Source organism: Streptomyces sp. NPDC060027 (assembly GCF_042737005.1).
Taxonomy (GTDB): domain Bacteria; phylum Actinomycetota; class Actinomycetes; order Streptomycetales; family Streptomycetaceae; genus Streptomyces.
Genome location: NZ_JBHWVI010000013.1, coordinates 19,156 through 41,905, shown reverse-complemented (window position 1 = coordinate 41,905; position 22,750 = coordinate 19,156). Strand labels below are relative to the sequence as shown.

Genomic DNA, 22,750 nt, shown 5'->3' with positions numbered 1-22,750 from the left:
CCGGGAGGCGGAAGCCGGGAACGGAGGCCGAACGCCTGGGACCGGGTCGAATGACTGGCCGCCCGCTTCGCGAAACCGCGCCCAGTGACCCAGTGACCCAGTGACCCAGTGAGTGGGGGCTGCCCGGGCCGCGCGCGGCCGTGGAATAGCACGTGATCCGCACGCGGCGGAGAGCCGCACGTATCTACGCATCGGCAAGGTGCACGCGCCACCTCGGCCAGTCACTGACGATCACCGCACTGAGCAGGCGGCCCGCTTGGGCCCGGCGGAACATAGGGAGGACGGGAGTACGCCGAGCCATGACGGGAGTGCGCAGGTGGGTGGAGGAGGGGAGATCCGCAGCTCCGAGGAGTACGCCGAGGTGCGCCAGGTCGAAGCTCTCAATCGCATGGAGGGCCCGGTCGCCGGCGGATCCCGTGCTTCTTCGGACCGCCGGCGCGCCCGCGAGACCAGCCTCCTGGTGGCAGGGCACGCGCTCGCGCGGGCCGAGTCGTTGCGTGAGGCATTGGCCATAGTCCCCCGGTTGGCCGACGCCTCGCTGCCTCTGCGCAGCCAGATGGTCCTTCGTTCGGACCGTGAGCGTCTGCACTGTGTGGACCAGCTCGGATTTCGGGACTGCGGGGGCGACGATTTCCGGGTTCCGCTGGACACCGACCACCCAGGTGCACAAGCGGCGCGTACGGGACGCCCCGTCTTCCTGTCATCCTTGGATGAATACCGTGCCCGCTTCCCTCTCCACCGGCAGCCTTGCGAGCAGGAGGACTACCACGCGTGGGCCTATCTGCCGCTGATCACGTACGGCCAGGTGACCGGTGTCTGGGTGGCCGCCTTCGGAGCTCCGGTGGAGATGACGGATGGCGTGCGCGCCCTCCTGACGACCGTGGCCCGCCTCCTCGGCCAGACCATCGAACGCACATACGCCGACGAGGCCGACCTGGCCCTCTCCCGGAGCCTGCGCAGCAGCATGAGCCGTACCGGTCCCGGCGTCGACGGCCTCACCGTCGCCGCCCGGTACGTTCCCACCGGCGGGGGCCTCATGGTCGGCGGCGACTGGTTCGACACCCTCAGCCTCCCCAACGGGCGCCTCGGCCTGGTCATCGGCGACGTCCAGGGCCACGACGTGCACGCCGCCGGGTTGATGTCCCAGCTACGCACGGCGATCCACGCCTACGCGGCCGAGGGACACGGACCCGACGCGGTCCTGGTCAGGGCCTCTCAGTTCTTGGCCGCACTGGACGAGGACCGCTTCGCCACCTGCATCTACCTGGAGGCCGACCCCGCCACCGGCACCCTGCGCATCGCACGCGCCGGACACCCACACCCTGTGTTGCGGCTCCCCGACGGAACCTGCCTGCTCAAGCACCTGCGCGGCGGCTTGCCGCTGGGCCTGAGTCTTGGAGAGGACGACTACCCGGTCAACGTCCTCACCCTCCGCGAGGACGAGATCCTCATGCTGTGCACCGACGGCCTGATCGAGACCGGCGGCCACGACATGTACTCCGGCTGGCTCCGCGTGCGCAACGCTCTCGCTCCCGGCACCTCCGAGGACCTCGAAGGCCTGGCGGACCGGCTGTTGGGGGCGGTCGTGGCCCCCCAAGACCCGGAGGAACGGCCCCCTCTGACATCCCTCACCGAGGACGACATCGCTCTGCTCCTCCTCCGCCGCGACGCCAAAGAGCCGAGCCCCGCCCTGCTTGAGCGCCACTTGTCCCTCACCCTCGAACAGGATCAGGCACGTGGCCTGTCCGAAGCCCGGAGCGAGATCCAGGGGCTTCTCCATGACTGGGCCAGTCCTGAACAGGTCGACACCGCTGTCCTGCTCACGTCCGAGCTCCTTGGCAACGTCTTGGTCCACACGGAACAGGCCGCCGGACTTCGGGCCGATCTCAAGGGGGCGCAGGGCCATAGACGACTACGCGTGGAGGTCACCGACCGCAGCGACGACGTCCCGCACCGGCGCGCCCCCGGCGAACTCTCTTCCTCCGGTCGCGGCTTGGTCCTCCTCGACCTCCTGGCCCACCAGTGGAATGTCCGTCCCGAGCCGGAGGGCAAGACGGTGTGGTTCGAGCTGGATGAGGACCGGCCCGGAGCCTGACCAATTCCAGGATGCGCAGAGGTCCGGCTCGGGAGAGTCTGATGATCATGCAACGAAAGGGTGAACGGGACGAGGTTCCGGACGAGGTTCCGGACGACGTGGAGGCTGTTCTCGACGCGTTGTACATCACCGCCCCGCCCGACTTCGTGGCGCGTCGCGAACAGTTGGCGGCTGCCGCCAGGACCGCGGGTCGCGCTGAGGATGCCCGCCTCGTTCATGCCGCTCGCCGCCCCACACTCGCGGCCTGGGCGTCGAATCTGCTGCTGCGCTCCGAGCCGGAGGAAAGCCGACGCTTCCTGGAACTGGGACAGGCGCTGCGCGCGGCCTACCAAGGCCTGGACACCGACGCCGTCAAGGAGTTGTCCGAGCAACGACGCCAGGTCGTGGCCGCGCTGTCCCGGCAGGCCGCACAGCTGGCTCGCACGGCTGGTCACCAGTTGTCGAACGCGGCGGAGCAAGAGGTCGAAGCCACTCTCCAGGCCGTACTCACCGACGAGAGCGCGGCGAGCCGGTGGGGCACCGGCCGTCTGGAGTCCGCCCTCAAGCCTCCGTCCGCCCTTCCCGACGCCCTTCCGGTGGCGTCTGGCCCACGGCGCAAGCGGCCCGGACATCGTTCACGGCCTTCAGCCGTTCCTGCGGCGCGACAGCGGCTCCGGCCAGATCGTGGTCGACCACCACCCCCGGCAGAAAGACGAACACGGTACCCAGAACGGCCAGGCCCACCACCCCGGCCAGCGGCGCCATGACCGCACGACGACCGACCGGCCGCTCGCGCCACGGATGCTGGTTGTGGCCCCGTTCCCCCATGGCAGGGGAGCCTAGGGGGTACCTGAGGAGGTGATCAAGATGCAGCCCCCACACGTGTGAGAGCAGGCGGGAAGCCCGGGCTTTCAGGCCCGGGAGGATGTCAGGATGAGCCGTCACCGACCACACTCCCCCACCTTGCCGCGGGGCGGCGGGAAGGGAGAACCGTGCGCGCCATCTCCGCCATCGATGGGCTCACCGAGCCTGCGATCACTCGCAGGCTCGCCGAACTGGGTGTCGAAGAAGGCGACATCCTGCTGGTTCACGCATCGCTGAGCTCCTTCGGGAGGGTCGCGGGTGGTGCTGCCTCCGTACTGGGTGCACTCGGTCGCGTTCTGGGCACACGGGGAACCCTGGTCGTTCCCACGTTCACTTCAGGCAATTCGGACACCTCCTCGGTGTACCGGGACCGCATTCACGGTCTGAGCGACCGCGAGCGCGCTGCCCTTCGGAACACCATGCCGCCCTTCGACCCCGAGACGACCCCCTCTACGGGCATGGGGGTTCTGGCGGAGACAGTTCGATGCGACGCGCGCTCCGTGCGCAGCGGCCATCCACAGACATCCTTTGCCGCACGGGGCCCTCAAGCCGCGAGGATCACCGACAACCATCATCCGGACTGCCACCTCGGCGAGCACTCACCCCTTGCCCGGCTGTACGAGTTGAGAGCGCGCGTACTCCTGCTGGGCGTCGGTTTCGACCGGTGCACCGCGTTCCACCTCGGGGAGTACCGCGTCCCCGATCCCCCGCGCCGCACCTACCGGTGCGTGGTCCGAAGGAACGGGCTCCGGCAGTGGTGGTCATACGACGACGTGGCTCTGGACGACAGCGACTTCGGCAGGCTCGGAGCGGACTTTGAACGGGCAGCAGCGGGTGAGCACGTACGAAGCAGCCTGATCGGGGCGGCTCACTGCAGGCTGCTGAGCCTTGTGGACTCCGTTGACTACGCCCGACATTGGCTCCCCTCACATCGCGTGACCGCCGAACAGCGCCCAGCGGACTCATGAGCGCGGACGCGGACGCGGACGTTGTCGGCAGGGCCGCTGAACGGCCGGTGGAGCCTGTGCCAGGCGAGGAACCACCTCCTCCACCAGCACGTCTCTCCCCTCATGACCGTGATCGTCGCCCCGGTCCAGCAACTGCTGGTCTTCGCCCGGCTCCAAACGCGCTCCTGCGCGTTCGCTGTCGCGCTGCTCTCGGGCATGGCCCTCTCGACCCTGGCACCGAAGCTGCCTGTGGCCAGGTACGACCTGCTGCTGGTCTACGGGCTGCTGCTCACGCTGGTCTTCCGCCTGCGCGGGTGGGAGACCGGGCGCGACGTCGCGGTCATCGCCGTATGCCATGCGATCGGACTGGCCTTCGAGCTGGTGAAGGTCGCTCACGGTTCGTGGAGCTATCCGGAGCCCGCGGCGCTCAAGATCGCGGGTGTGCCCTTGTACGGAGGGTTCCTCTATGCCGCCGTCGGCAGCTACGTCTGCCGCGCGTGGCGGCTGATGGAGCTGGAGCTCATCCGCTACCGCCCTTGGGCCACCGCGACCGTGGCCGCCGCCATCTACGTGAACTTCTTCTCCCACCATTGGCTGCCCGATGTGCGCTGGCCGCTCGCCGCACTGCTCGCCGTGGCGACCGCCGGTACGTCGGTGCGGTTCAGCGTGGGTAAAGCCCGCTACAGCATGCCGCTGCTGCTCTCGTTCGCGCTGATCGGATTCTTCTTGTGGCTGGCCGAGAACATCGCCACCTACCTCGGCGCATGGCGCTACCCGTACCAGCTCCAGGAATGGCAGCCGGTTTCCTTCGACAAGTTCGGTGCCTGGTCGCTCCTGATCAGCGTCACCTTCGTGCTCGTCGCGGCGACCAGACGGCGAGCGGATCTCACCTGAGCGTCTGAGGGCGACAGCGTCCGCATCCCCTCCACTCGAGCGCTTGGCGCCGGCCAAGGCGCCGCCGGCCTCGGCTCTTCGGGCCAGGGTTGCGGCCGCCAACAGGACCGGGGAGATGGGTCCTTCGGAATCACCGCCGCACCGAGCACTCCAGAATCCGGCCGTCGACGGTCCCGATCAACAAGTGCCCTCGCGGTGACGGTCTCGGTGCCGGATTGCACGCAGGGCTTTCTCGCAGCGCACTCCCGACGATGTGTGCGGCTTGCTGACAGTTCGGGCCCGCGGCCGGACCGGGCTGGACCTGGCGACGCGGTGGGTTTCGTAACGCACCTGAGTCATCGGTTGTCCGACCGATCCGGTATGCCGCTGCACGGGCCATCGTGGCGGCATGACTGAAACCCCCCACCACGAACCTGCGGAGCAGACCGACGCCACCCGCAGATCCATCCTCGCCACCCTGGGCGGAGCAGCCCTCGGTGTTGCCGCTCTCGGAATCCCGGCTTCGCGAGCCGCAGCCGCAGACCCAGGCGACACGCCCCAGGCCGCCACCGGACTGGCCGCTGCCTGTGTCCTGACGCCCGAGCAGACCGAAGGCCCCTACTATCTGGACCTCGAGACGGTCCGCAAGAACATCACCGAGGGCAAGGCGGGCGTCCCACTCACACTCCGCGTGACGGTCGTCGACACCGCGACCTGCTTCCCGTTGCCCAACACGGCAGTCGACATCTGGCAGTGCGACGCGCTCGGTGTCTACTCCGGCTACGTCGCGGGCGGCTCGACGCCGGACACGACATTCCTGCGAGGCGTACAGCTGACCGACTCCGCCGGCGTCGCGGAGTTCACCACCGTCTATCCCGGCTGGTACGTCGGCCGCGCAATCCACATCCACCTCAAGACCCATGCCGGCGGCACCGTGTCCAACGGGACGTACCACGGAGGCCACGTCTCCCACACGGGCCAGCTCTATTTCCCCGAGACGTACAACACCAAAATCGCCGCGTTGACCCCCTACCGGAACAACACCGCGACCCGCACCCTCAACGCGAGGGACGGCATATATCGCAAGGGGGGGTCCTCGACCCTGCTGAGCATCACCCAGGCCGGCAGCGACCTCGGCAAGGGAGTAGTCGGCACCGTCATCCTCGGTGTCAATCCCGCCGCAACGCCCTGACGCACCCTCTCGGGCGGCCGAACCGATGAGACCGGAAGGTTTCGCCCAGGAATCCCGCGGCCAGGAATCGGGAATGACCCGGCACAGGACATGCGAGTTATGCGGAGCGGCGCTGACCGCCGGATCACGCGGCGGTCGGCCAGCCCGGTATTGCTCCAATGCGTGCCGACAACGCGCGTTCAGGCAACGCTCGATACAAGGCTCCAGAGGGGAACGACCAACTTCACCGGATGCCTCCCTTTCGGATTCGGGTCGCGGGCTGCCACGAGCGCTCGACTCCTTCGTGGGGCGACGAGAGGAACTCTCCGTCCTGCGTGCCCTGCTGAGGACATCGCGCTTGCTCACGCTGACCGGAGCCGGCGGCGTCGGCAAGACGCGGCTGGCGCTGGAGTTCGCCAAAGGGCTGCCCGAGCGCTACGCGCGGGTTGACCTGGTCGAACTCGACTCGCTGCACGACGACGCTCCGCTCGCGCAGTCCGTGGCCGCCGCGCTGGGCGTGGGCGAGCGAGCGGGGCGATCCGGCACCGACGCTCTGGTCCGTGCGATCGGCAACACCTCCCGGCTTGTGATCCTGGACAACTGCGAGCATCTGGCGCAGCCGTGCGCTCGGCTGGCTGCGACCCTGCTGAGCCACTGCCCCCGGTTGCGGATCCTGGCCACCAGCCGGGAGTCGCTGCGGGTCCCCGGAGAGACCGTGTTCCGGGTCGGCGAGCTGTCTCTGCCGCCGGCCGGCAAGGGGGACGACCCGGGCGCCCTACTGAGTTCGGACGCCGTCCGCTTGTTCGTCGAACGCGCCGCCAGTCGTGCGCCCGGCTTCACCCTCTGGCGTGGCAATGCTGCGACTGTTGCCGAGATATGCCGTCGGTTGGACGGTCTGACGCTCGGCATCGAACTCGCGGCGCGCCGCGTCGGCACACTCCCACTGGGCGACATCCTCGCCGGACTGGACGACCGGCTGTTCCAGCTGTCGCTTCTGACCGACGGAAGCCGGACAGGTCCCTGTCGTCACAACGGACTGACCGCCGCGATCGACTGGAGCCATCGGCTCCTCGAGCCGACGGAACAGGCGGTTTTCCGGCGCCTCGCGGTGCTCGTCGGAGGATTCGACACGGCCGCAGCCGAGGCGGTCTGCGCCGGCGGCGGCGTCGCCCCACGCCAAATTCTCGGCGTCTTGTGCGGCCTTGAAGCCAAGTCGCTGATCGCACGGGTGCCGGGCGACGCACACCCCGCGCGCTTCCGGCAGTTGAACGTAGTTCGCGCCTGCGCCATGGAGCGTCTGATCGCATCGGGCGAGCTGGACGCCGTACGGCGGCGGTCCCTCGACTGGCTGAACAGCCTCGCGGAACACACCGGTGGCGAGGTGTTCGCCGACCAGGCCCGTGGGCCGCTCACCGGCGAACGGGACAATCTCGCAGCGGCCCTGGCCAGCGCCGGCGGCAGCGATGACCCCTCGAGCGACCGGCTGGCCCTGGAACTGGCCCGCGTGTACTACCAGCACGAACAGCCTTCGGCCGCCCGCTCGCTACTGAACGACCTTCTGCAGCGGCCTGCCACGCCTGGCCTCGGCGGCGCGGTAGCGGCACTCGCCACCCGTGTCGCCTGCCAGCAGACCGACCTGGCCGCAGCACTACGCCTTGGTGAGCAGGCGGTACGCCATGAACGCACGCGTGACCACCCCGCCGGTCTCGCCAACGCCCTGGACGCGCGGGCGGCAGCACTGCTGTGCCGTGGCGAATTCGCCGCCGCCGTCGTGGACCTGCGTGATTGCCTGCGTGTCGTCTCCGCGCTCGGCCGCCGGGAGGACACCGCGTGGTGCACCCAGCACCTGGCTTGGGCCCTGCTCCAGGCAGGCGAGGAGGCCGAGGCCGACTTGCTCATGGGTCGCTGTCTTCCGGTGCTCAGGGCGCAGGCGCACTGGAGCCGGGCTGCCGCCGCCCTGCACACCGCGGGCGCCGTACGGCTTTCCCTGGGCCGTCTGGACAACGCCGAGGAACTGTTCGGCGAGGTGCTCCGGATCGTCCCCGAAGCAAGCTTCCACGCGCTGTACCCGGTCGAGGGACTGGCCCTCGTGGCCGCCGAGAGCGGTGACTTGCGGCGAGCCCTGCGTTTGTACGAGGCGAGCGCGCAGGCACGCCGTCGGCTGGACACCGAGCCGGAAGGCCCGTGGCGCCGACGGGTGGAACTGACCGCGGCTCGTGCGCGGGCAGGGCTGTCGGCCGCCGCGCAGGACGCTGCTGTCAGCGGTGGCCGGCGACTGCGGGGAGACCGGCTCGTCGCATACGCCCTGCGGAGAGGGAGCGGCTACCCTCGCTCGGCGTCTGACGCCACCGCGGTCGTCGTGGACCAGTTCCCGCTCACAGGACGGGAGTTCACGGTCGCCGAGCTCGTCGCCGAGGGGCTGACCAACCGCCAGATCGGTGCGAAGTTAGGTCTTTCAGAACGTACTGTCGCCACCCACCTGGACAAGGTCCGCGACAAACTGGGCCTGCGCTCACGCACCCGGATCGCTCTGTGGGCGGCCGCACGAACCAGGGACGATTCCTGACGACACCAGGCCCCGTGAGTATCCTCGACGGCTCGTCCAGCGGCCGCAACTCCAGGGCCTGTCGGCCCAGACGCCCGCTCATTGCTCGCTTGCCTCACCCGAAGCGACCCACACAGCCCGTGTGGGGCAGGCGGGAATCCCGGGCCTTTAGGGCCCGGGAGGATGTCAAAAGGGGATCTCGTCCAGGAGGTGAGGGCCATTGTTGCGGACGTTGTTGACGGCCGGTGAGACGGGCCGGGCGTCGAGATGGCCCTCGGCGGGCTGGGTGAGCAGGGCGCGCAGGTCGTCCGTGTCCTGGTGGTGAGGGTCGAGCCAGGTGTCGTAGTGATCGGGTGTGAGGGCCAGTGGCATGCGGGGATGGACGCGGCCGGCCGTGTCGGTGGCCTCGGTGGTGAGGATGGTGCAGGTGATCAGCCAGGCGGCGGGGTCGTCGTCCTGTTTCACCTCGGGGTTGCGCCAGTACTCGTACAGGCCGGCGAGCGCCATCACCTGCTCGTCCTGGGGGTGGATGAAGTACGGCTGCTTGCGGGGCTTGCCGGTGGTCTCGTCCTTGACCTGCTGCCACTCGTAGAAGCCGTCGGCCGGGAGGAGACAGCGACGTTTGGCGAAGGCCCGGCGGTAGGCGGGCTTCTCGTGCACCGTCTCCACCCTCGCGTTGATCATCCGTGCGCCGCCCTTCGGGTCCTTGGCCCAGGACGGCACCAAGCCCCAGCGCAGCGGCCGCAACTCCCGCTCCGCCGCTGCGGATTCGTCCTTCTCGCGGGGGATGCGCTCGAGGACGGCCCATACGGGGTCGGTCGGGGCGACGTTCCAGCTCGGCGCGAGAGCCTCTTCGGCACGCCAGTCGGTGACCTGGAACAGCTGGACCAGGTCCTGAGGACTGCGGGTGGAGGCATAGCGACCGCACATGCAGCCCACTCTCCCACTCAACCGTGGTCTCCACCCGTGGTCCTCACCCGTGCTCGTCCCGTGTCGCGCGGACGAAGCCTGTCCTGGGCGCGGACGAAGCCCGTTCTGGCGCCGGCCGCGCGGAGGGCGGCCCCGGACAGGTGACTAGCGGCGTGCGTCCCCGCCGCAGAGGCGCAGTGTGACCGACGAACCGTGTTCCCCTTCCTGTCAGGCTCTGCCGAGACAGACCTAGACTCGGCCGCGAGAACACATCGGGGGGAACCGGGACTTGGGTACGGGTATGGATCCGGACAGGGGTGCGGGTGCGCGCGGTTCAACGGACGCCGACTCTTCCCTGATCCGCGCGGTCCGGGCCGCAGACACGGATCTGGTGAAGAAGCTTCTCCTCCTCGACAGCGATCCCGGCCTCCTCGACGCCGCGTTCTGCCTGGCGGTCCGGACGTACTCCGGGGGCATCGCCCAACTGTTGCTCGATCACGGCGCCGACCCCGGTAGTTGCGGGCCCGACGAGCTGATGCCGCTGCGCGAGGCGGTCGATTCCGGCTCGCCCGCGTTGGTCGAGGTGCTCCTGCACCACAGGATCCGGGGACGGTACCCAAGGTCCGAGCTGTTGCGGATGCTGGACCTTGCACGCCACTGGCACGACACGGGGGTCGAGACCGAACTGCGGCGCCGCACGGGCTCGCGGGGTACCGTCGGCCGCACCCGGGTCGAGGACGACGAGTTCTACAGCGTCGACGAACTCACCCTCGGCGAGGTGACCGTTCGTGACGGATACGCGGCGATCCTCACGCGCCTGGAGGAGCTGCTCGGCATCCGCTCATCGTTCGAGGAGCTGAGAAACCGCGCGTTGGCCCACTGCGACCAGGACCACGCCGCCTGGGGAGCTGTCACCATCCAGCTGAGCTCCCGGTGCGACCAGGAGACCTGGACGGCTGCCGCGGCCCTGCGCGCACATCCGGACCCCGCTCACCGGCTGTTCGGTGCCGAAGTACTGCGCCTGACCCATCTCTTCGACGGCAGCGACGAGGACGCGTTCGCGGGGCCCGCCCTCGGCGTTTTCACCGAGTGGGCGACCGAGGAGGCGGATCTCGCCGTGCTCACCGAGGTGCTGGTCGCCCTCGGAGAGCACGCCGACCCGCGCGCCGACGCGGCTCTCATGCTCTACGCCGGCCATCCCGATCCTCGGGTGCGGGGCGCGGTGGCGCGGGGGCTCGGCACGTGGTCCGAGCTGCCCGCCTTCTCCGATGACGTTCGTGAGGCGCTCCTGGTCCTGATGACGGACAGGGACACAGCGGTACGGCGGGACGCCTGCCTCACGGTCGGCCAGGCCAAGGACCGCGATCCCGTCCTGGCCGATGCGATGGCCGCTCTGCTGGACGACGCGGAGCGTCAGGTCCAGGTCGCCGCGGTGCACGGGCTCGCCCTGCACCGCGACGAGCGGTGCGTGGAAGCGTCGCGCCGTCTCGGGCCGCCGCGGCCCGGCACCTTTCCAGAGGAGCACTACCTCGACGCCGCGTGGCGGTACGCATGGCGGAACGGCGTGTGAGGTGCCCGGGTTGGTCATGCCCGCCGAAGCAGCCGGTCACCACCGCGACACCGTTCCTCAAGCCAGTTCGGTCTGAGGTTCCGAGAGTTTCAGTTCCGGTTGTTGTACGGGGGCGTCGTCGGGGTCCCACAGCTTGGTGGTCCGTACGTAGGCGTAGATCACCGACGTCATCGCCAGGACGAGGAGAGGCCCGAACACCCAAGGGTAGGACGCCATTTCCATCGGGAGCCAGCGATACGACACCAGCAACACGGCGAAGACCGTCGTACCGTAGGTGACCAGCAGGAGTCCTGGCCGGCCCCACCCGCGGTCGAACGAGCGCATCGCCGCCTCGATCGTGAGCGCGAACACCACACCGGCGAGAAGGTCGACGCCGTAGTGATAGCCGAATCCCAGCGTCGCGCTGAGTGTGGCGACGAGCCAGAAGGTCCCTACGGATCTCAGGAATCGTGAACCCTTGCGGGAATGGATGAAGATCGCGGTGGCCCACGCGGTGTGCAGGCTCGGCATGCAGTTGCGGGGGGTGATCTCGTCGAACGGCACCGGGTGCGGGGTGGTGATCGGCGGCGGAATGTCCGGCCACAGGTTCGCCGCCGCCCAGTGCCCTCCGTCGGCGCCGTAGGCGAAGACCGGCCCGACCACCGGGAAGATCATGTAGATGCCCGGTCCGAGCAGGCCTATGGCCAGGAAGGTGCGCACCAGATGATGGCCTGGGAAGCGCCGCTCGACCGCCACGTGACGTAGCTGATAGAGCGCGAAGACGGCAGCCGCCAGTGGGAGTTGACCGTAGACCCAATAGAGGACGTGGGGCCCGACCGGGTCGGTGGCCGCGACGATCTGGCCGGCCAGCCAGGAGGGGTTGCCCAGCGCGTGATCGGCCGTGGCCACGTACGGGTCGAGCACCGTCGGGTGGGTCGCCGCGGTGATGTGGAGCCAGGTGTCGCCGGTCTTGTGGCCGGCCATCAGCAGCAGACCCAGCCCGACGCCCTTGAGCAGCAGAACACGTTCCCGGCCGATGCGGCGCGTGACTGCGATGATCGCGCAGCCCAGGACCACCAGCAACGCGCCATTGCCGAAGTTCATTTCGGCGCCGACCGCCCACCGCACCAGGAAGAAGGCGACGTCGATGCCGATCGCGGCACCCATCGCGATGAAGCGTTGCCGCCAGGTGAGAACCACCATCATCAACGCCAGACCGGCATACAGCAGAGGCCCTGACTCGGGGGCGAAGACCACCTCGCGCGCCTGGTTGGTGATCGGCCCCGGGACGCCGTAGTGGCGCGCGGCGACCTCCAGGGCGACGAGGAAACCGAGAGTCGCCACACTCGCGGTGACCCACAGGGTCAACCGCGCTCGGCGCCAAGCGGCGAACGTACTGCCGCACCGTATTCGTGAAAGTACTCGCGTTATTGAAGAAATCAACTCTTTGGCCGCTTTGGTGTATTTGGTCGAATAGTCGCGCTTCGTACCGAATCGAGAGAAGGGTCGGCGAACAGGGGTGATCTTTTGCGAGTCAATCACGTTGCGGAGCCGGTGCGGGAGGGTTTCGCCTGTGACATATCGTGCGATGCCCAGTCGATCTGGCCGTCGTCGAGGGGATCCGCCCCAAGCCCCACGCACATCCCGGGGCCGACCTGGGTCTCAGGTCCCGCGCGACTGTCCCAACTGGTCGCGGCGGCGGGTGAGGTAGGCGGTCTCGGCGGTGTTGCCCGCCAGCTCGACGGCTCTGTCGTAGGCCGCTCGTGCTTCCCGGCTACAGCCCAGCCGACGCAGCAGGTCGGCGCGGGTCGCGTGGTAGGCGTGATAGCCCGTCAGCTCGTCCGCGAGGCGGTCGACGAGGGCCAGCGCCACCTGCGGGCCGTCGATCTCGGCGACCGCGATGGCTCGGTTCAGGGCGACGATCGGCGAAGGGTCGAGGCGCGCGAGCTGGTCATAGAGGGCGAGGACCTGCGACCAGTCGGTGTCGCGTACGTCGCGGGCGGAGGTGTGCACGGCGTTGATCGCCGCGAGGATCTGGTAGCGACCGGGGGCCTCACCGGTGGCCAGGCGCTCGCGTACCAGCCGATGGCCCTCGGCGATCAGGGCCGCGTCCCAGGCCCCGCGGTCCTGATCGCCGAGGGCGACGAGTTCGCCGCTCGGCGAGACCCGGGCGGCACGGCGGGCCTCGGTGAGCAGCATCAGCGCCAGCAAACCGGCCACTTCACCTTCCTGCGGCATGAGGGCACGGATCAGGCGAGTGAGCCGGATCGCCTCGGCGGTCAGGTCGTGACGTACGGGATCGGTGTCGGGGCCGGTCGCCAGGTAGCCCTCGTTGAAGACGAGGAAGAGGACGGCGAGTACGCCCGAGACGCGTCCCGGCAGATCCTCCGCGGACGGCACCCGATAGGGGATGCGAGCCCTTTTGATCTTGGCTTTCGCACGGGTGATCCGCTGCCCCATGGCGCTCTCCTGCACCAGGAAGGCGCGGGCGATCTCACTCATCGTCAGTCCGCCGACCATGCGCAGCGTCAGCGCCAGGCGGGTCTCCATCGCGAGCGCCGGATGGCAGCAGATGAAGATCAGCCGGAGCCGGTCGTCGTCGATGGGCCCGAGAGGCTCGGGCGGGTCGCCGTACGACATCTGAGCCTCCTTCTGCTTGTCCTCGCGCTTGTTCTCGCGCCGGATGCGGTCGATGGCCTTGCGGTGGGCGGTCGTGGTCAGCCAGGCACCGGGGTTGGGCGGAACACCGTCGGCCGGCCACCGCTCGACGGCGGTCGCGAACGCGTCGGCCGCCGCCTCCTCGGCGACATCGAGGTCGCCGAAGCGTCTGGCCAGGGCGGCGACCACCCGCGCCCACTCCTCGTGGTGGGCCTGGGTGATCGCCTCCCGGACGTCGATCACGCTCACAGGAACGGACGCACCTCGACCTTCCGGTTGCAGGCCTTCGATCCCTCGGTCGCGAGTTTGAGCGCCACGTCGAGGTCGGGAGCCTCGATGACCCAGAAGCCGGCGAGGTACTCCTTCGACTCCAGGTAGGGCCCGTCGGTGAACACCGCCTCCCCACCGCGGTTGTCGATCACCGTGGCCGTGTCGGGCCCTCCGAGGCCACCGGCGAAGACCCAGTAGCCCTCGGCCTGGATCCGCTCGTTGAACACGTGGATCGCGGCCATCTCGTCCGGGTCGGCGAGGTCCGCCCTGTCATGGATGACGGAAAACAGGTACTGCATCGCGCATCGTCTCCTGAGCTTCGGGGACGCCCCTCGCGGGCGACCGCTCACCCTTACTACGAACGCCTCCGCCCCGATCCGACACCACTCCGACTTCTTCGAGGACTTTCCGGTACGCCGGTTGTGAGGAGGACACGCCCAGAGGGCCGGTATCGCCCCGGCACAGCCCCGGCACGCCCGCCCGCAGGTGAGCTCAGGGGCGGACGGCAGCGTCCTGAGAGGTGAAGGCGCGCTCCAGCAGGGCGTACAGGGTGTCCCGCTCCTGCTCGTCGAGTCTGTTCAGGCCCGCCTGGGTGGTGTGCATCTTCCCGCGGATCACGTCGATGACCCGCTCGCCCTCCGCGGTCAGGACGACGTCCTTGACCCGGCGATCGGAGGGCCTCGGCTCGCGGCGTACCAGGTCGCGCTTCTCCAGCCGGTCGATGATCCCGGTCATGTTGGAGGCGTCACAGGTGAGCGTGGTGGCCAGCGCGCTCATGGAGGCAGGCCCCCGGCGCAGGACATTGAGTGTCTTGCCCTGGCTGGCCGTGAGGTGCTCGCTCGCAGCAGCGGCCGTGAAGTCGCCGTAGTAGGCAGCCAGGGAAACCGAGAGCAGTTCCATGAGCTGGGCCGGGTCGCTACGGGGAGTACCAGTCACGCCGTCAGCCTACGCCAGGAAACTTGACGATCTCAAATATCGATGGCTACGGTCAGGCTATTGCTTGAAGTCCTCAAGCATCGATGTTCTCAAGTAGTTCCGTCAGCTCTCAAGGTAGGAAAGACTCTCCGTGTCCCACGAACAGCACACGGTCACCCGACGACCCGCGGGCGACCCCGCGGTCGTCCTGGTGCTCGGGCTTGCCGCCATGGTCGTCTCGATGATGCAGACCCTGGTCGTCCCGATCCTGGGGATCATCCAGAACGACCTCGACACCACGACGGCGAACGTGAGCTGGGTGACCACGGCCACGCTCCTGTCGGCCGCCGTCTTCACGCCGCTGCTCGGGCGGTTCGGTGACCAGCACGGCAAGAAGCCGACCCTCGTGGGCGTCCTGCTCGTGATGATCGCGGGCTCGGTGCTCGCCGCCACCACGACGTCGCTGACGTGGCTGATCGTGGGCAGGGTGATGCAGGGAGCGGCCACCGCGATCTTCCCGCTCGCCCTCTCCATCCTGCGCGAGGAGATCAGGCCGGAGAAGCTGCACGGCGCGATGGCCCTGGTCAGTGGCACACTCGCGTTCGGCAGCGGGCTCGCACTGGTCGGCGCGGGGCTGCTGACCCGGGGCCATGACCCCGACTACCACCGCGTCTTCTGGCTCGCCGTGGTGCTCGCGGTCGTCGCGCTGGCGGGCGTGGTGTTCGCGGTCCCCGCCTCCCGCACGAAGACCGGAGGACGGACGGACTGGCTGGGCGCGGTCATCCTGGCGGTACTGCTGGTGCTGCTTCTGGTGCCCATCTCGCAGGGGCACGCATGGGGATGGACGTCCGGCCGTACACTCGGCGCCTTCGCCGGCGCGGTCGTGATGGCCGTCGGGTGGGTCTTCGTCGAGCGCCGGGTCAAGGAACCGATGGTGGACATGAAGATGTTCGCCCACCGTCCCGTTCTCTTCACCAACCTGGCCGGGCTGCTGCTGGGCTTCGCGATGTTCGCCCAGTTCATCGGCGTCTCCTACCTCGTCCAGATGCCCGAGGACATAGCCGGTTACGGCTTCGGCGCCTCCGTGCTCCGCGCCTCCGTCGTGTACCTGCTGCCGACCACCCTCGTCTCGCTCGTGGGCGCCCAGCTCGGCGGTGTTCTGGTCCGCCGGCTCGGCGCGCGCGGCACGCTGGCCGCAGGTGCCTGCTTCGGCGTGCTCGGCTTCACCTGGCTCAGTGCCGCGCACGACACCTCTGCCTCCGTGATCGGCGCGGGCATGGTCATCGGTCTGGCGATCAGCTTCGGCTACGCCTCCATGCCCGCGCTCATCGTTGCCAGCGTCCCGGCCCACCAGACCGGCATCGCCAACGGCATCAACTCCATCTCCCGCTCGGTCGGAAGCGCCGTCGCGAGCGCGGTGATCACCTCGCTCCTGGCATCCAAGACCATTCCGCTGCCGCAGGGAATGCCGGCACTGCCGCAGGAAAGCCAGTTCACCTTGAGCTTCGTGATCGCGGGAGTGGCGTTCCTGCTGGTCGTGGTCGTCGCCCTGTTCGGCATCAAGGCGGTGCACGCGCCTCGTACGACAGCGCCGAGCAAGGCCACGAACTCCGGAACGACGCCGCTCGCCGAAGCGGAAGCCGACGCCGAGCTCGTCTGATCGCCGCCCCGGCGTGCCCGCACCTTCTCCGAAAGGCAGCTCATCCATGACGACCTCCGGCCACCCCGGCCACGGCCGCTCCCCCGCCCCGGTCGACCACCCCACCGCGGTCGCGGCGGAGACCGCCCGCTTCGTCGCCACGGTCGAGAACGCCGACCTGGCCACACCCGTGCCCACCTGTCCCGGCTGGACGCTGGCCGACCTGGTCAAGCACACCGGCAGCGTCCAGCGCTGGTTCTCGGCACTGCTACGGGCGCGCGTCCAGGAACCCCCGCGCACGCGTGAAGTGGACCTGCGGCTCCCGGACCAGGAGGAGGGATACGCCGCGTGGCTGGACGAGAGTGCGACCGTCGCCGCGGGCACGTTCGCGGCCACCGACCTGAGCCTGCCGATGTGGGCGTGGGGCGTCGACCAGCACGCGCGCTTCTGGGCACGCCGGATGCTCTTCGAGACCCTGCTGCACCGGGCCGACGCCGAACGCGCACTCGGCCTCCGACCCGCGATCGACCGACCGGTCGCGGTCGACGGGATCGATGAGTTCCTGGTCAATCTCCCCCTTGCCACGTCTTTCGCCCCGAAGGTGGCCAACCTGCGCGGGCCCGACAAGACCATCGGCTTCCGCACGACCGACGGGGACGACGGTTGGCTCGTACGCCTGCGGCCGGACGGCTTCGGGCTCGACATGACCCGGCCCACCGCGGACACCGCGGACACCGCGGACGCGACCGTCCGGGGAACTGCGGCCGACTTGCTCCTGCTCGTCTACGGACGCCTGCCCCACGCCGCTGAGGTCTTCACGCACGAAGGCGACGAGCAGTTGCTGGACCACTGGTTCGCCAACTCCGCCTTCTGAGACGGGGTGTTGCCTCCATCGGAGGACGGCGGCCGCATCGTCCGCCGGGGCCGGCTGAGCCTCAAGGAAGACGGCGCGGCCGTGGCAGGTCCCGGCGGGGATACCCGCCGGGCGAGCGCCTTCGGTCCGAGGCGCGCATCCCCGTGGGCCCCTCCGTCGGCACCGCCACCACCACACGCAGGCGAAGCACCCGCGCGCTCGTACCCCCTCGGGGAGCTCCCGTGTCCGCGCCGCAGTCCACGGTGTCGGCGGACGGGTATGCTGCCCGCTCGCTGAGATCCGCTCCGAGCGGCAGCGGCGAGGGGGAGCATCGATGCACAGGGCTGTGGGCAGGGGGCGCAGCGGCCTGGTGGTCGTCGCCGTGCTGGCTGGTGTCGTCGCGGCTGCGGGGTGCGGTGGGGGCTCCGAGCCAAGCGGCTCCGGAACCGCGGGGTCCGCCGGCGCGACGGACTCCGGTGGCAAGGACGCTTCACCGAAGGCCCGTGCGGGTTCCCTCACTTGGGAGTTCGAGCACATCGCGGATTTCAGCGGACGGTTCACGGACGTCGCCGCCCTTGCGGATGACGACATCTGGGCGGTCGGGACCGAGAACAACGGCGAGTCCAACGCCCACCTGCTGCACTACGACGGTACGCGGTGGAAGAGAGAGCCACTGCCCGAAGCCCTCGGCACCTCCGACTACCCGCCCATTCTCCACGAGGTCGGCCCGGAATCCCTGTGGCTGCAGCCACGGCCACGGGCCTATGACGAGGGCGGCTCGAATGCCTGGGCACAATGGGACGGCAGCCGTTGGTCCGCGGTGCCGAACCCCCCGCCTGGCAATGTCGGGGACTTCGAAACCGATGGCCCGGACGACATCTGGGCCCTCACCGACGAGCGGGCCGCCCAGCACTGGGACGGCACTCGCTGGACCACGACCCGGTTGCCGTACGGCGCCTCGGACCTCGCCGTGGTGGGACCGGACGACGTCTGGGCCGTCGGCGGCCGTTCGACCGGGCCGGGCACCGAGCTGGGCACCGAGTTGGGCTACGGCGAACGGTACAGCCAACCCGCGTCCATGCACTGGGACGGCATGTCCTGGAAGTCGGTCGAGACGCCGCAGTTCCGCTTCGAGGAGCCGCTTCCGCCGGAGCCCAGCGCCGGCCTCCTCCAGGTCTTCGCGCTCGACAGCGGTGAGGTGCGCGCGTACGGCATCAACGCCTTCGAACACGGCGAGCTCGTGGGCGAACCCTCGGACGAATTCATCCGGCTGCGCTGGGACGGCTCGAAGTGGGTCGAGCAGGAACCCGCGCCCGGCGGGTGCGCCCTGCGCACCCCGGTGGGTCAGGACGACAAGGGCCTGTTCCTCGACGGCAACTGGTACATGACCGACGGCGGCCGGTGCGTGAAGATCATGCGCCACCGCCTGCCCCTGTCCACCGGTGCCCGGAAGGGGTCGAACCAGTCACTGTGGCTGGAGGACATCCACCGGGTACCCGGCACCGACGAATGGCTGGGCGCCGGACACATCCAGGTCAACCAGAGCGGGGCCCCCTTCGACGCCCCGGTCGTCGTACGACTGAGGAGCGGCGGCTGACAGTGGCCGCCCCACGCGAAGATGCCCGTTCCGGAGTTGCTTCCGCGTGGGCACGGTTCGGCGAATCCCTGGAAGGCCGCCTCTGGTGCCGCCTCGGCGTTCAGCCGTTCTGCCGCGGCAGGCGCACCACCTGGACGAAGAAGTCGTCGATCTGGCGGACGGCGGCGATGAACTGGTCCAGGTCGACCGGCTTGGTGACATAGGCGTTGGCGTGGAGTTTGTAGCTGCGCAGGATGTCCTCCTCCGCGGCAGAGGTGGTGAGGACCACGACCGGGATGTGCGACAGGGCCGGGTCCGACTTGATCTTCTCCAGGACCTGCCGGCCGTCGTACTTGGGCAGGTTGAGGTCGAGGAGGATCAGATCGGGTTGCGGAGCGCCGACGTGGGCACCGCGCCGGTAGAGGAAGTCGAGCGCCTCCTCGCCGTCCCGCACCACGTGCAGCGTGTTGCCGATCTTGTTGTCCTCGAAGGCTTCCCGGGTCATCAGCTCGTCGCCCGGGTCGTCCTCGACGAGGAGGACGTCGATGGGATTGCCGGCGGGAGTGGTCATGTCAGGGCCTTGTCTTCGGTGCGGGCGTGAGTTCCTGCCGCCGCGTCGGCGGACGGGAGAGTGAAGCAGAAGCGTGTGCCGTCCGTGTAGGTCGTGTCGATCCAGATGCGGCCGCCGTGGTATTCGACGATCTTCTTGCACAGCGCGAGGCCGATGCCGGTTCCGCCGTAGGCGTCGCGGCTGTGCAGCCGCTGGAAGATGACGAAGACCTTGTCCTCGAACTCACTGGGGATGCCGATGCCGTTGTCGGTGACGCACAGGCGCCAGGCGGCAGGGTCCTCCGGGTCCTGTTCGCAGGTGATCCGGATGTGTGGCGTGCGGTCGGCGTGACGGAACTTGACGGCGTTGCCGACCAGGTTCTGCCAGAGCATCGTCACCAGCGTCGGGTCCCCGACGATCGGAGGCAGCTCGTCCGGTCGCTCGATGCGCGCGCCGCTGTCGGTGACGGAACTGTCCAGGTTGGCCAGCGCCTTGCTGAGCGCCTGATCCAGATCGACGGAGAGGCGGGTGTCATTGACGCGGCCCACGCGGGAGAAGGTGAGCAGGTCGTTGATGAGGATCTGCATGCGCTTGGCGCCGTCGACGGCGAAGTCGATGTACTGCCGCGCGCGGTCGTCCAGCTGGTCGCCGTAGCGCTTCTCCAGAAGCTGGCAGAACGAGGCCACCTTGCGCAGCGGTTCCTGCAGATCGTGGGAGGCGACGTAGGCGAACTGTTCCAGTTCGGCGTTGGAGCGGCGCAACTCGACCGCCTGCGCGTCCAGGTCGGCGGTCTGCCGGGTCAGGACCTCCTGCTGCGCGCGGGAGGAATCCAGCTCGGCGACGATCCGCTGTCGCATGTTCTCGACGTCCTCCGCCACCGCGGTGAGATCCACCGGCCCTCCGCCGGTGATGACATGGTCGAAGTCGCCCTGTGCCACCCTGCGGGTGGCGGTCCGCAGGTCGTCCAGCGGACGTGTCACCAGCACACGGACCAGAACCGTCAGCACCACACCGGTCAGCAGGAACACCACGACCATGGCGATGAGCACGGCGTCGCGGACCTTCCGCGAGTACGCCAGCTGGTCCTGACCGTCCTCGACCGCCGCCTCCAGCCCGGCGTTCTGCTCGGCCGACGCTCTGCGGATACGGTCGAAGCTCTCCTTGCCGCGTTCGGCGGTCGCCCGGTCGATCGTGCGTGGCTCGCCCGGCGTGACGCGGTCGACGAGGGGCTCGGCGTAGGTGCGCCGCCATTCGGCCGCCAGCTTCTCGACCGTCCGCAGGTCGCCGAGGAGTCCGTCACGGTCGCCGATGAGGTCGCGCATCCGGGCCGCGGCACGCGTCTCGTCCTTCTTGCCCTCCTCGTAGGGGTCCAGGAACTGGCGGTCGGCCGCGATGGCGTAGCCGCGGATTCCCGTCTCCTGGTTCACCAGGGATGCCTGCAGCCGGTACGCCTCCGTCTGTGCGGGTTCGACGTCTCGGAGCAGATGGTCGGTGACGGAGGCCGTCCGCTGGAGCAGCACGGCGCCGATCACGGCGCCCACGACCACCAGCAGCGCCATGAATGCCAGCACCAGCCGGATCCAGCCCTGCACTGTCAGCCGACGTCCGGCCCACCGCTCGCCGGTCATGTTCCGTGTCCCGTCCTCGGAGTCACTGTTCTCACGTTCGCTCTTCATGTCCATCAGCCCCAGCGCAGGTGGAGCACGGCGACGTCGTCGGCCAGGCCGCCCTGCCCCTCAGCCAGTGCTTCGGCCCGATTGATCAACCCGTCGACGAAGGCGGCCGGCCGCAGATCGGCCAGCTGGCGCGCCACCGCCAGCAGTCCTTCCTCGCCCAGCCGCTCCGTGCCGCGTCCGACGCGCCCCTCGAACAGTCCGTCGGTGAACAGGACCATCGCCGTGCCCTCCGGGACGTCCAGGTACTCCTCGGGCCAGTGCGCCCCGCCGGGAAGGATCCCCAGCGCGGGCCCGCCTGTGACCTCCACCCACTCGACCGCGGCACCCCCGCACAGCAGCACACCGTGATGACCTGCCCGCACCATCCGGACGCGCCGCTGACCGGGACTGACGGTGAGGACGACCAGGGTGGCGAAGACGCCCACCTTGGCCCGCTCGGCCATCAGGATCTCCTCGAGCCGGCCCACCTGGTCGGCACCGGTGACACCACTGAGCACCAGGGTGCGCCAGGCTATGCGCAGCGCGACCCCCAGGGCGGCCTCGTCCGGACCGTGCCCGGAGACGTCTCCGATCATCGCGTGCACGGTGCCGTCGGCGCTCTGCACGATGTCGTAGAAGTCTCCGCCCAGCAGCGCGTGCGCGCGGCCGGGCCGGTAGCGGGTCACGACCTCCACTCCGTCTCCGCGCAGCAGCGGGCGGGGCAGCAGTCCCCGCTCCAGTCGAGCGTTCTCCTGCGCCTGCATCTGACTCGCCTGCAAGGCCGCCGCGTCCTGCTCGGCCTGCTTGCGCTGGATCGCGTAGCGGACCGCCCGTCCGAACAGCTCCGGCTCGACCCGCCCCTTGACGAGATAGTCCTGTGCTCCCGCCGCCACGGCCGCCAGGCCGGTCCCCTCCTCGGCGAGTCCCGTCAGCACCACGACGGCGACGTGTTCGGCACGCTCGCGCACCCGCGACACCGCCTCCAGACCCTGCGCGTCCGGGAGATGCAGGTCCAGCAGTACGCAGTCCGGGACCTCGGACACGAGCACGTCGCATGCCTCGGCCATGGAGCGCACCCAGCGCAGGCGCATGCCGAGCGCGCTGTCGGCGACCATCTCCTCCACGAGCAGCGCGTCGCCCGGATCGTCCTCGACCAGCAGGACCGACGGCTCCTCCGTTCCCCAGGCCGCCGCACGGTCCAGTTCAGGCGAAGCCACGCCGGCAGCCCCAGGCTGCGACGTCATCATTGAATGAACCCCCCACCCGCCACCATTCCGCCGCTGCCTGACGGATAACTCCGCGAGCATACTCACGCGTCCCCAGGAGCACGGCGTGAGGAATGCCTCTGCGGGGCCACCGCCGGAACCAGCGGCGGCGCCTGTGGCCACCTGATGACAGGTCGCACATCCATGACCACTCGGGTGCCGTGCGACGCGGCTGCGGGGAGGACCCGCAGAAGCTCGGCGGGGACGTCGGTGCCGGTGCACTCCCACCTGGTCTTGGCGTAGTACGAGCTCCGGCCGTCGAAGTAGGCGCGGGCAGGATGGGCCGGGTCGAGGGCCTCGGCCTGCACCATGGCGTACAGCTGGGCGCGGCGCGGGTGGCGGGCGTTGTAGTCGACGACGAGGTCGAGGGTGGACCGCAGGTCGCGGCTCCCGCTGAGCAGGTCAGGGCGGTCTTGCTGCAACAGCACCAGGTACAT

19 protein-coding genes are annotated in these 22,750 nt (G+C 69.3%); 9 read left to right on the top strand and 10 right to left on the bottom strand.

The genetic code is table 11. The features are described from left to right. Positions 1-316 precede the first annotated feature (316 nt). The gene (locus ACFWBT_RS05605) at positions 317-2,095 is read left to right on the top strand and encodes a SpoIIE family protein phosphatase (protein WP_385696278.1); all 1,779 of its coding nucleotides are present in this window, start codon (positions 317-319) and stop codon (positions 2,093-2,095) included. Positions 2,096-2,635: 540 nt separating this feature from the next. On the opposite strand, the gene ACFWBT_RS05600 is transcribed toward ACFWBT_RS05605, so the two are convergent. Beyond that, positions 2,636-2,902 (bottom strand): hypothetical protein, encoded by a 267-nt coding sequence (locus ACFWBT_RS05600; protein ID WP_385696275.1) that lies wholly within the window; start codon positions 2,900-2,902, stop codon positions 2,636-2,638. 164 nt (positions 2,903-3,066) lie between these two features. On the opposite strand from ACFWBT_RS05600, the gene ACFWBT_RS05595 reads away from it, so the two are divergent. From ACFWBT_RS05595 to ACFWBT_RS05580, 4 genes are all read left to right on the top strand, one after another. Beyond that, a complete protein-coding gene (locus ACFWBT_RS05595) occupies positions 3,067-3,906 on the top strand; it encodes an aminoglycoside N(3)-acetyltransferase (RefSeq protein WP_385696273.1) in 840 nt (279 codons plus the stop codon). 102 nt (positions 3,907-4,008) lie between these two features. Next, the gene (locus ACFWBT_RS05590; protein WP_385696271.1) at positions 4,009-4,779 is read left to right on the top strand and encodes a DUF817 domain-containing protein; all 771 of its coding nucleotides are present in this window, start codon (positions 4,009-4,011) and stop codon (positions 4,777-4,779) included. A 388-nt stretch (positions 4,780-5,167) separates the two neighbouring features. Beyond that, the gene (locus tag ACFWBT_RS05585; RefSeq protein ID WP_385696268.1) at positions 5,168-5,950 is read left to right on the top strand and encodes an intradiol ring-cleavage dioxygenase; all 783 of its coding nucleotides are present in this window, start codon (positions 5,168-5,170) and stop codon (positions 5,948-5,950) included. Positions 5,951-6,287: 337 nt separating this feature from the next. Then, a complete protein-coding gene (locus ACFWBT_RS05580) occupies positions 6,288-8,495 on the top strand; it encodes an ATP-binding protein (RefSeq protein WP_385696267.1) in 2,208 nt (735 codons plus the stop codon). A gap of 165 nt (positions 8,496-8,660) precedes the next feature. Here the strand turns inward: ACFWBT_RS05580 and ACFWBT_RS05575 are convergent, their stop codons facing one another. Then, entirely contained in the window at positions 8,661-9,404 is a 744-nt protein-coding gene (locus ACFWBT_RS05575) for an SOS response-associated peptidase (protein ID WP_385696264.1), read from the bottom strand. Between the two features lie 370 nt (positions 9,405-9,774). Here ACFWBT_RS05575 and ACFWBT_RS05570 point away from each other — a divergent pair, with 370 nt between their 5' ends. Beyond that, positions 9,775-10,953 (top strand): HEAT repeat domain-containing protein, encoded by a 1,179-nt coding sequence (locus ACFWBT_RS05570; RefSeq protein ID WP_385696262.1) that lies wholly within the window; start codon positions 9,775-9,777, stop codon positions 10,951-10,953. Positions 10,954-11,010: 57 nt separating this feature from the next. Here the strand turns inward: ACFWBT_RS05570 and ACFWBT_RS05565 are convergent, their stop codons facing one another. The 4 genes from ACFWBT_RS05565 to ACFWBT_RS05550 all read right to left on the bottom strand — a co-directional run bounded on the left by ACFWBT_RS05565 (position 11,011) and on the right by ACFWBT_RS05550 (position 14,760). Next, positions 11,011-12,375: a phosphatase PAP2 family protein gene (locus ACFWBT_RS05565; protein ID WP_385696333.1), complete on the bottom strand. Its 1,365-nt coding sequence runs from the start codon at positions 12,373-12,375 to the stop codon at positions 11,011-11,013. Positions 12,376-12,594: 219 nt separating this feature from the next. Then, a complete protein-coding gene (locus ACFWBT_RS05560) occupies positions 12,595-13,839 on the bottom strand; it encodes an RNA polymerase sigma factor (protein WP_385696259.1) in 1,245 nt (414 codons plus the stop codon). Further along, on the bottom strand, positions 13,836-14,159 hold the full coding sequence (locus ACFWBT_RS05555; RefSeq protein WP_385696257.1) for a YciI family protein: 324 nt from the start codon (positions 14,157-14,159) through the stop codon (positions 13,836-13,838). The genes ACFWBT_RS05560 and ACFWBT_RS05555 overlap by 4 nt, the downstream gene beginning before the upstream one ends. 193 nt (positions 14,160-14,352) lie before the next feature. Continuing rightward, positions 14,353-14,760, bottom strand: a complete 408-nt coding sequence (locus tag ACFWBT_RS05550) for a MarR family winged helix-turn-helix transcriptional regulator (protein ID WP_385696330.1) — start codon at positions 14,758-14,760, stop codon at positions 14,353-14,355. A 166-nt stretch (positions 14,761-14,926) separates the two neighbouring features. On the opposite strand from ACFWBT_RS05550, the gene ACFWBT_RS05545 reads away from it, so the two are divergent. The 3 genes from ACFWBT_RS05545 to ACFWBT_RS05535 all read left to right on the top strand — a co-directional run bounded on the left by ACFWBT_RS05545 (position 14,927) and on the right by ACFWBT_RS05535 (position 18,864). Further along, positions 14,927-16,435 (top strand): MFS transporter, encoded by a 1,509-nt coding sequence (locus ACFWBT_RS05545; RefSeq protein WP_385696255.1) that lies wholly within the window; start codon positions 14,927-14,929, stop codon positions 16,433-16,435. Positions 16,436-16,481: 46 nt separating this feature from the next. Continuing rightward, positions 16,482-17,288: a maleylpyruvate isomerase family mycothiol-dependent enzyme gene (locus ACFWBT_RS05540; RefSeq protein WP_385696252.1), complete on the top strand. Its 807-nt coding sequence runs from the start codon at positions 16,482-16,484 to the stop codon at positions 17,286-17,288. 313 nt (positions 17,289-17,601) lie between these two features. Continuing rightward, positions 17,602-18,864 carry a hypothetical protein gene (locus ACFWBT_RS05535; RefSeq protein WP_385696249.1) on the top strand — a complete coding sequence of 421 codons (1,263 nt, stop codon included), beginning with the start codon at positions 17,602-17,604 and terminating at the stop codon, positions 18,862-18,864. A 100-nt stretch (positions 18,865-18,964) separates the two neighbouring features. Here the strand turns inward: ACFWBT_RS05535 and ACFWBT_RS05530 are convergent, their stop codons facing one another. The 4 genes from ACFWBT_RS05530 to ACFWBT_RS05515 all read right to left on the bottom strand — a co-directional run bounded on the left by ACFWBT_RS05530 (position 18,965) and on the right by ACFWBT_RS05515 (position 22,741). Further along, complete coding sequence (locus ACFWBT_RS05530; protein ID WP_385696246.1) at positions 18,965-19,414, bottom strand: response regulator; 450 nt, start codon at positions 19,412-19,414, stop codon at positions 18,965-18,967. Next, entirely contained in the window at positions 19,411-21,021 is a 1,611-nt protein-coding gene (locus tag ACFWBT_RS05525; RefSeq protein ID WP_385696328.1) for a CHASE3 domain-containing protein, read from the bottom strand. The genes ACFWBT_RS05530 and ACFWBT_RS05525 overlap by 4 nt, the downstream gene beginning before the upstream one ends. Before the next feature lie 53 nt (positions 21,022-21,074). Continuing rightward, positions 21,075-22,292 carry a PP2C family protein-serine/threonine phosphatase gene (locus tag ACFWBT_RS05520; RefSeq protein WP_385696243.1) on the bottom strand — a complete coding sequence of 406 codons (1,218 nt, stop codon included), beginning with the start codon at positions 22,290-22,292 and terminating at the stop codon, positions 21,075-21,077. 65 nt (positions 22,293-22,357) lie between these two features. Then, on the bottom strand, positions 22,358-22,741 hold the full coding sequence (locus ACFWBT_RS05515) for a hypothetical protein (protein WP_385696240.1): 384 nt from the start codon (positions 22,739-22,741) through the stop codon (positions 22,358-22,360). Positions 22,742-22,750: the final 9 nt, after the last annotated feature.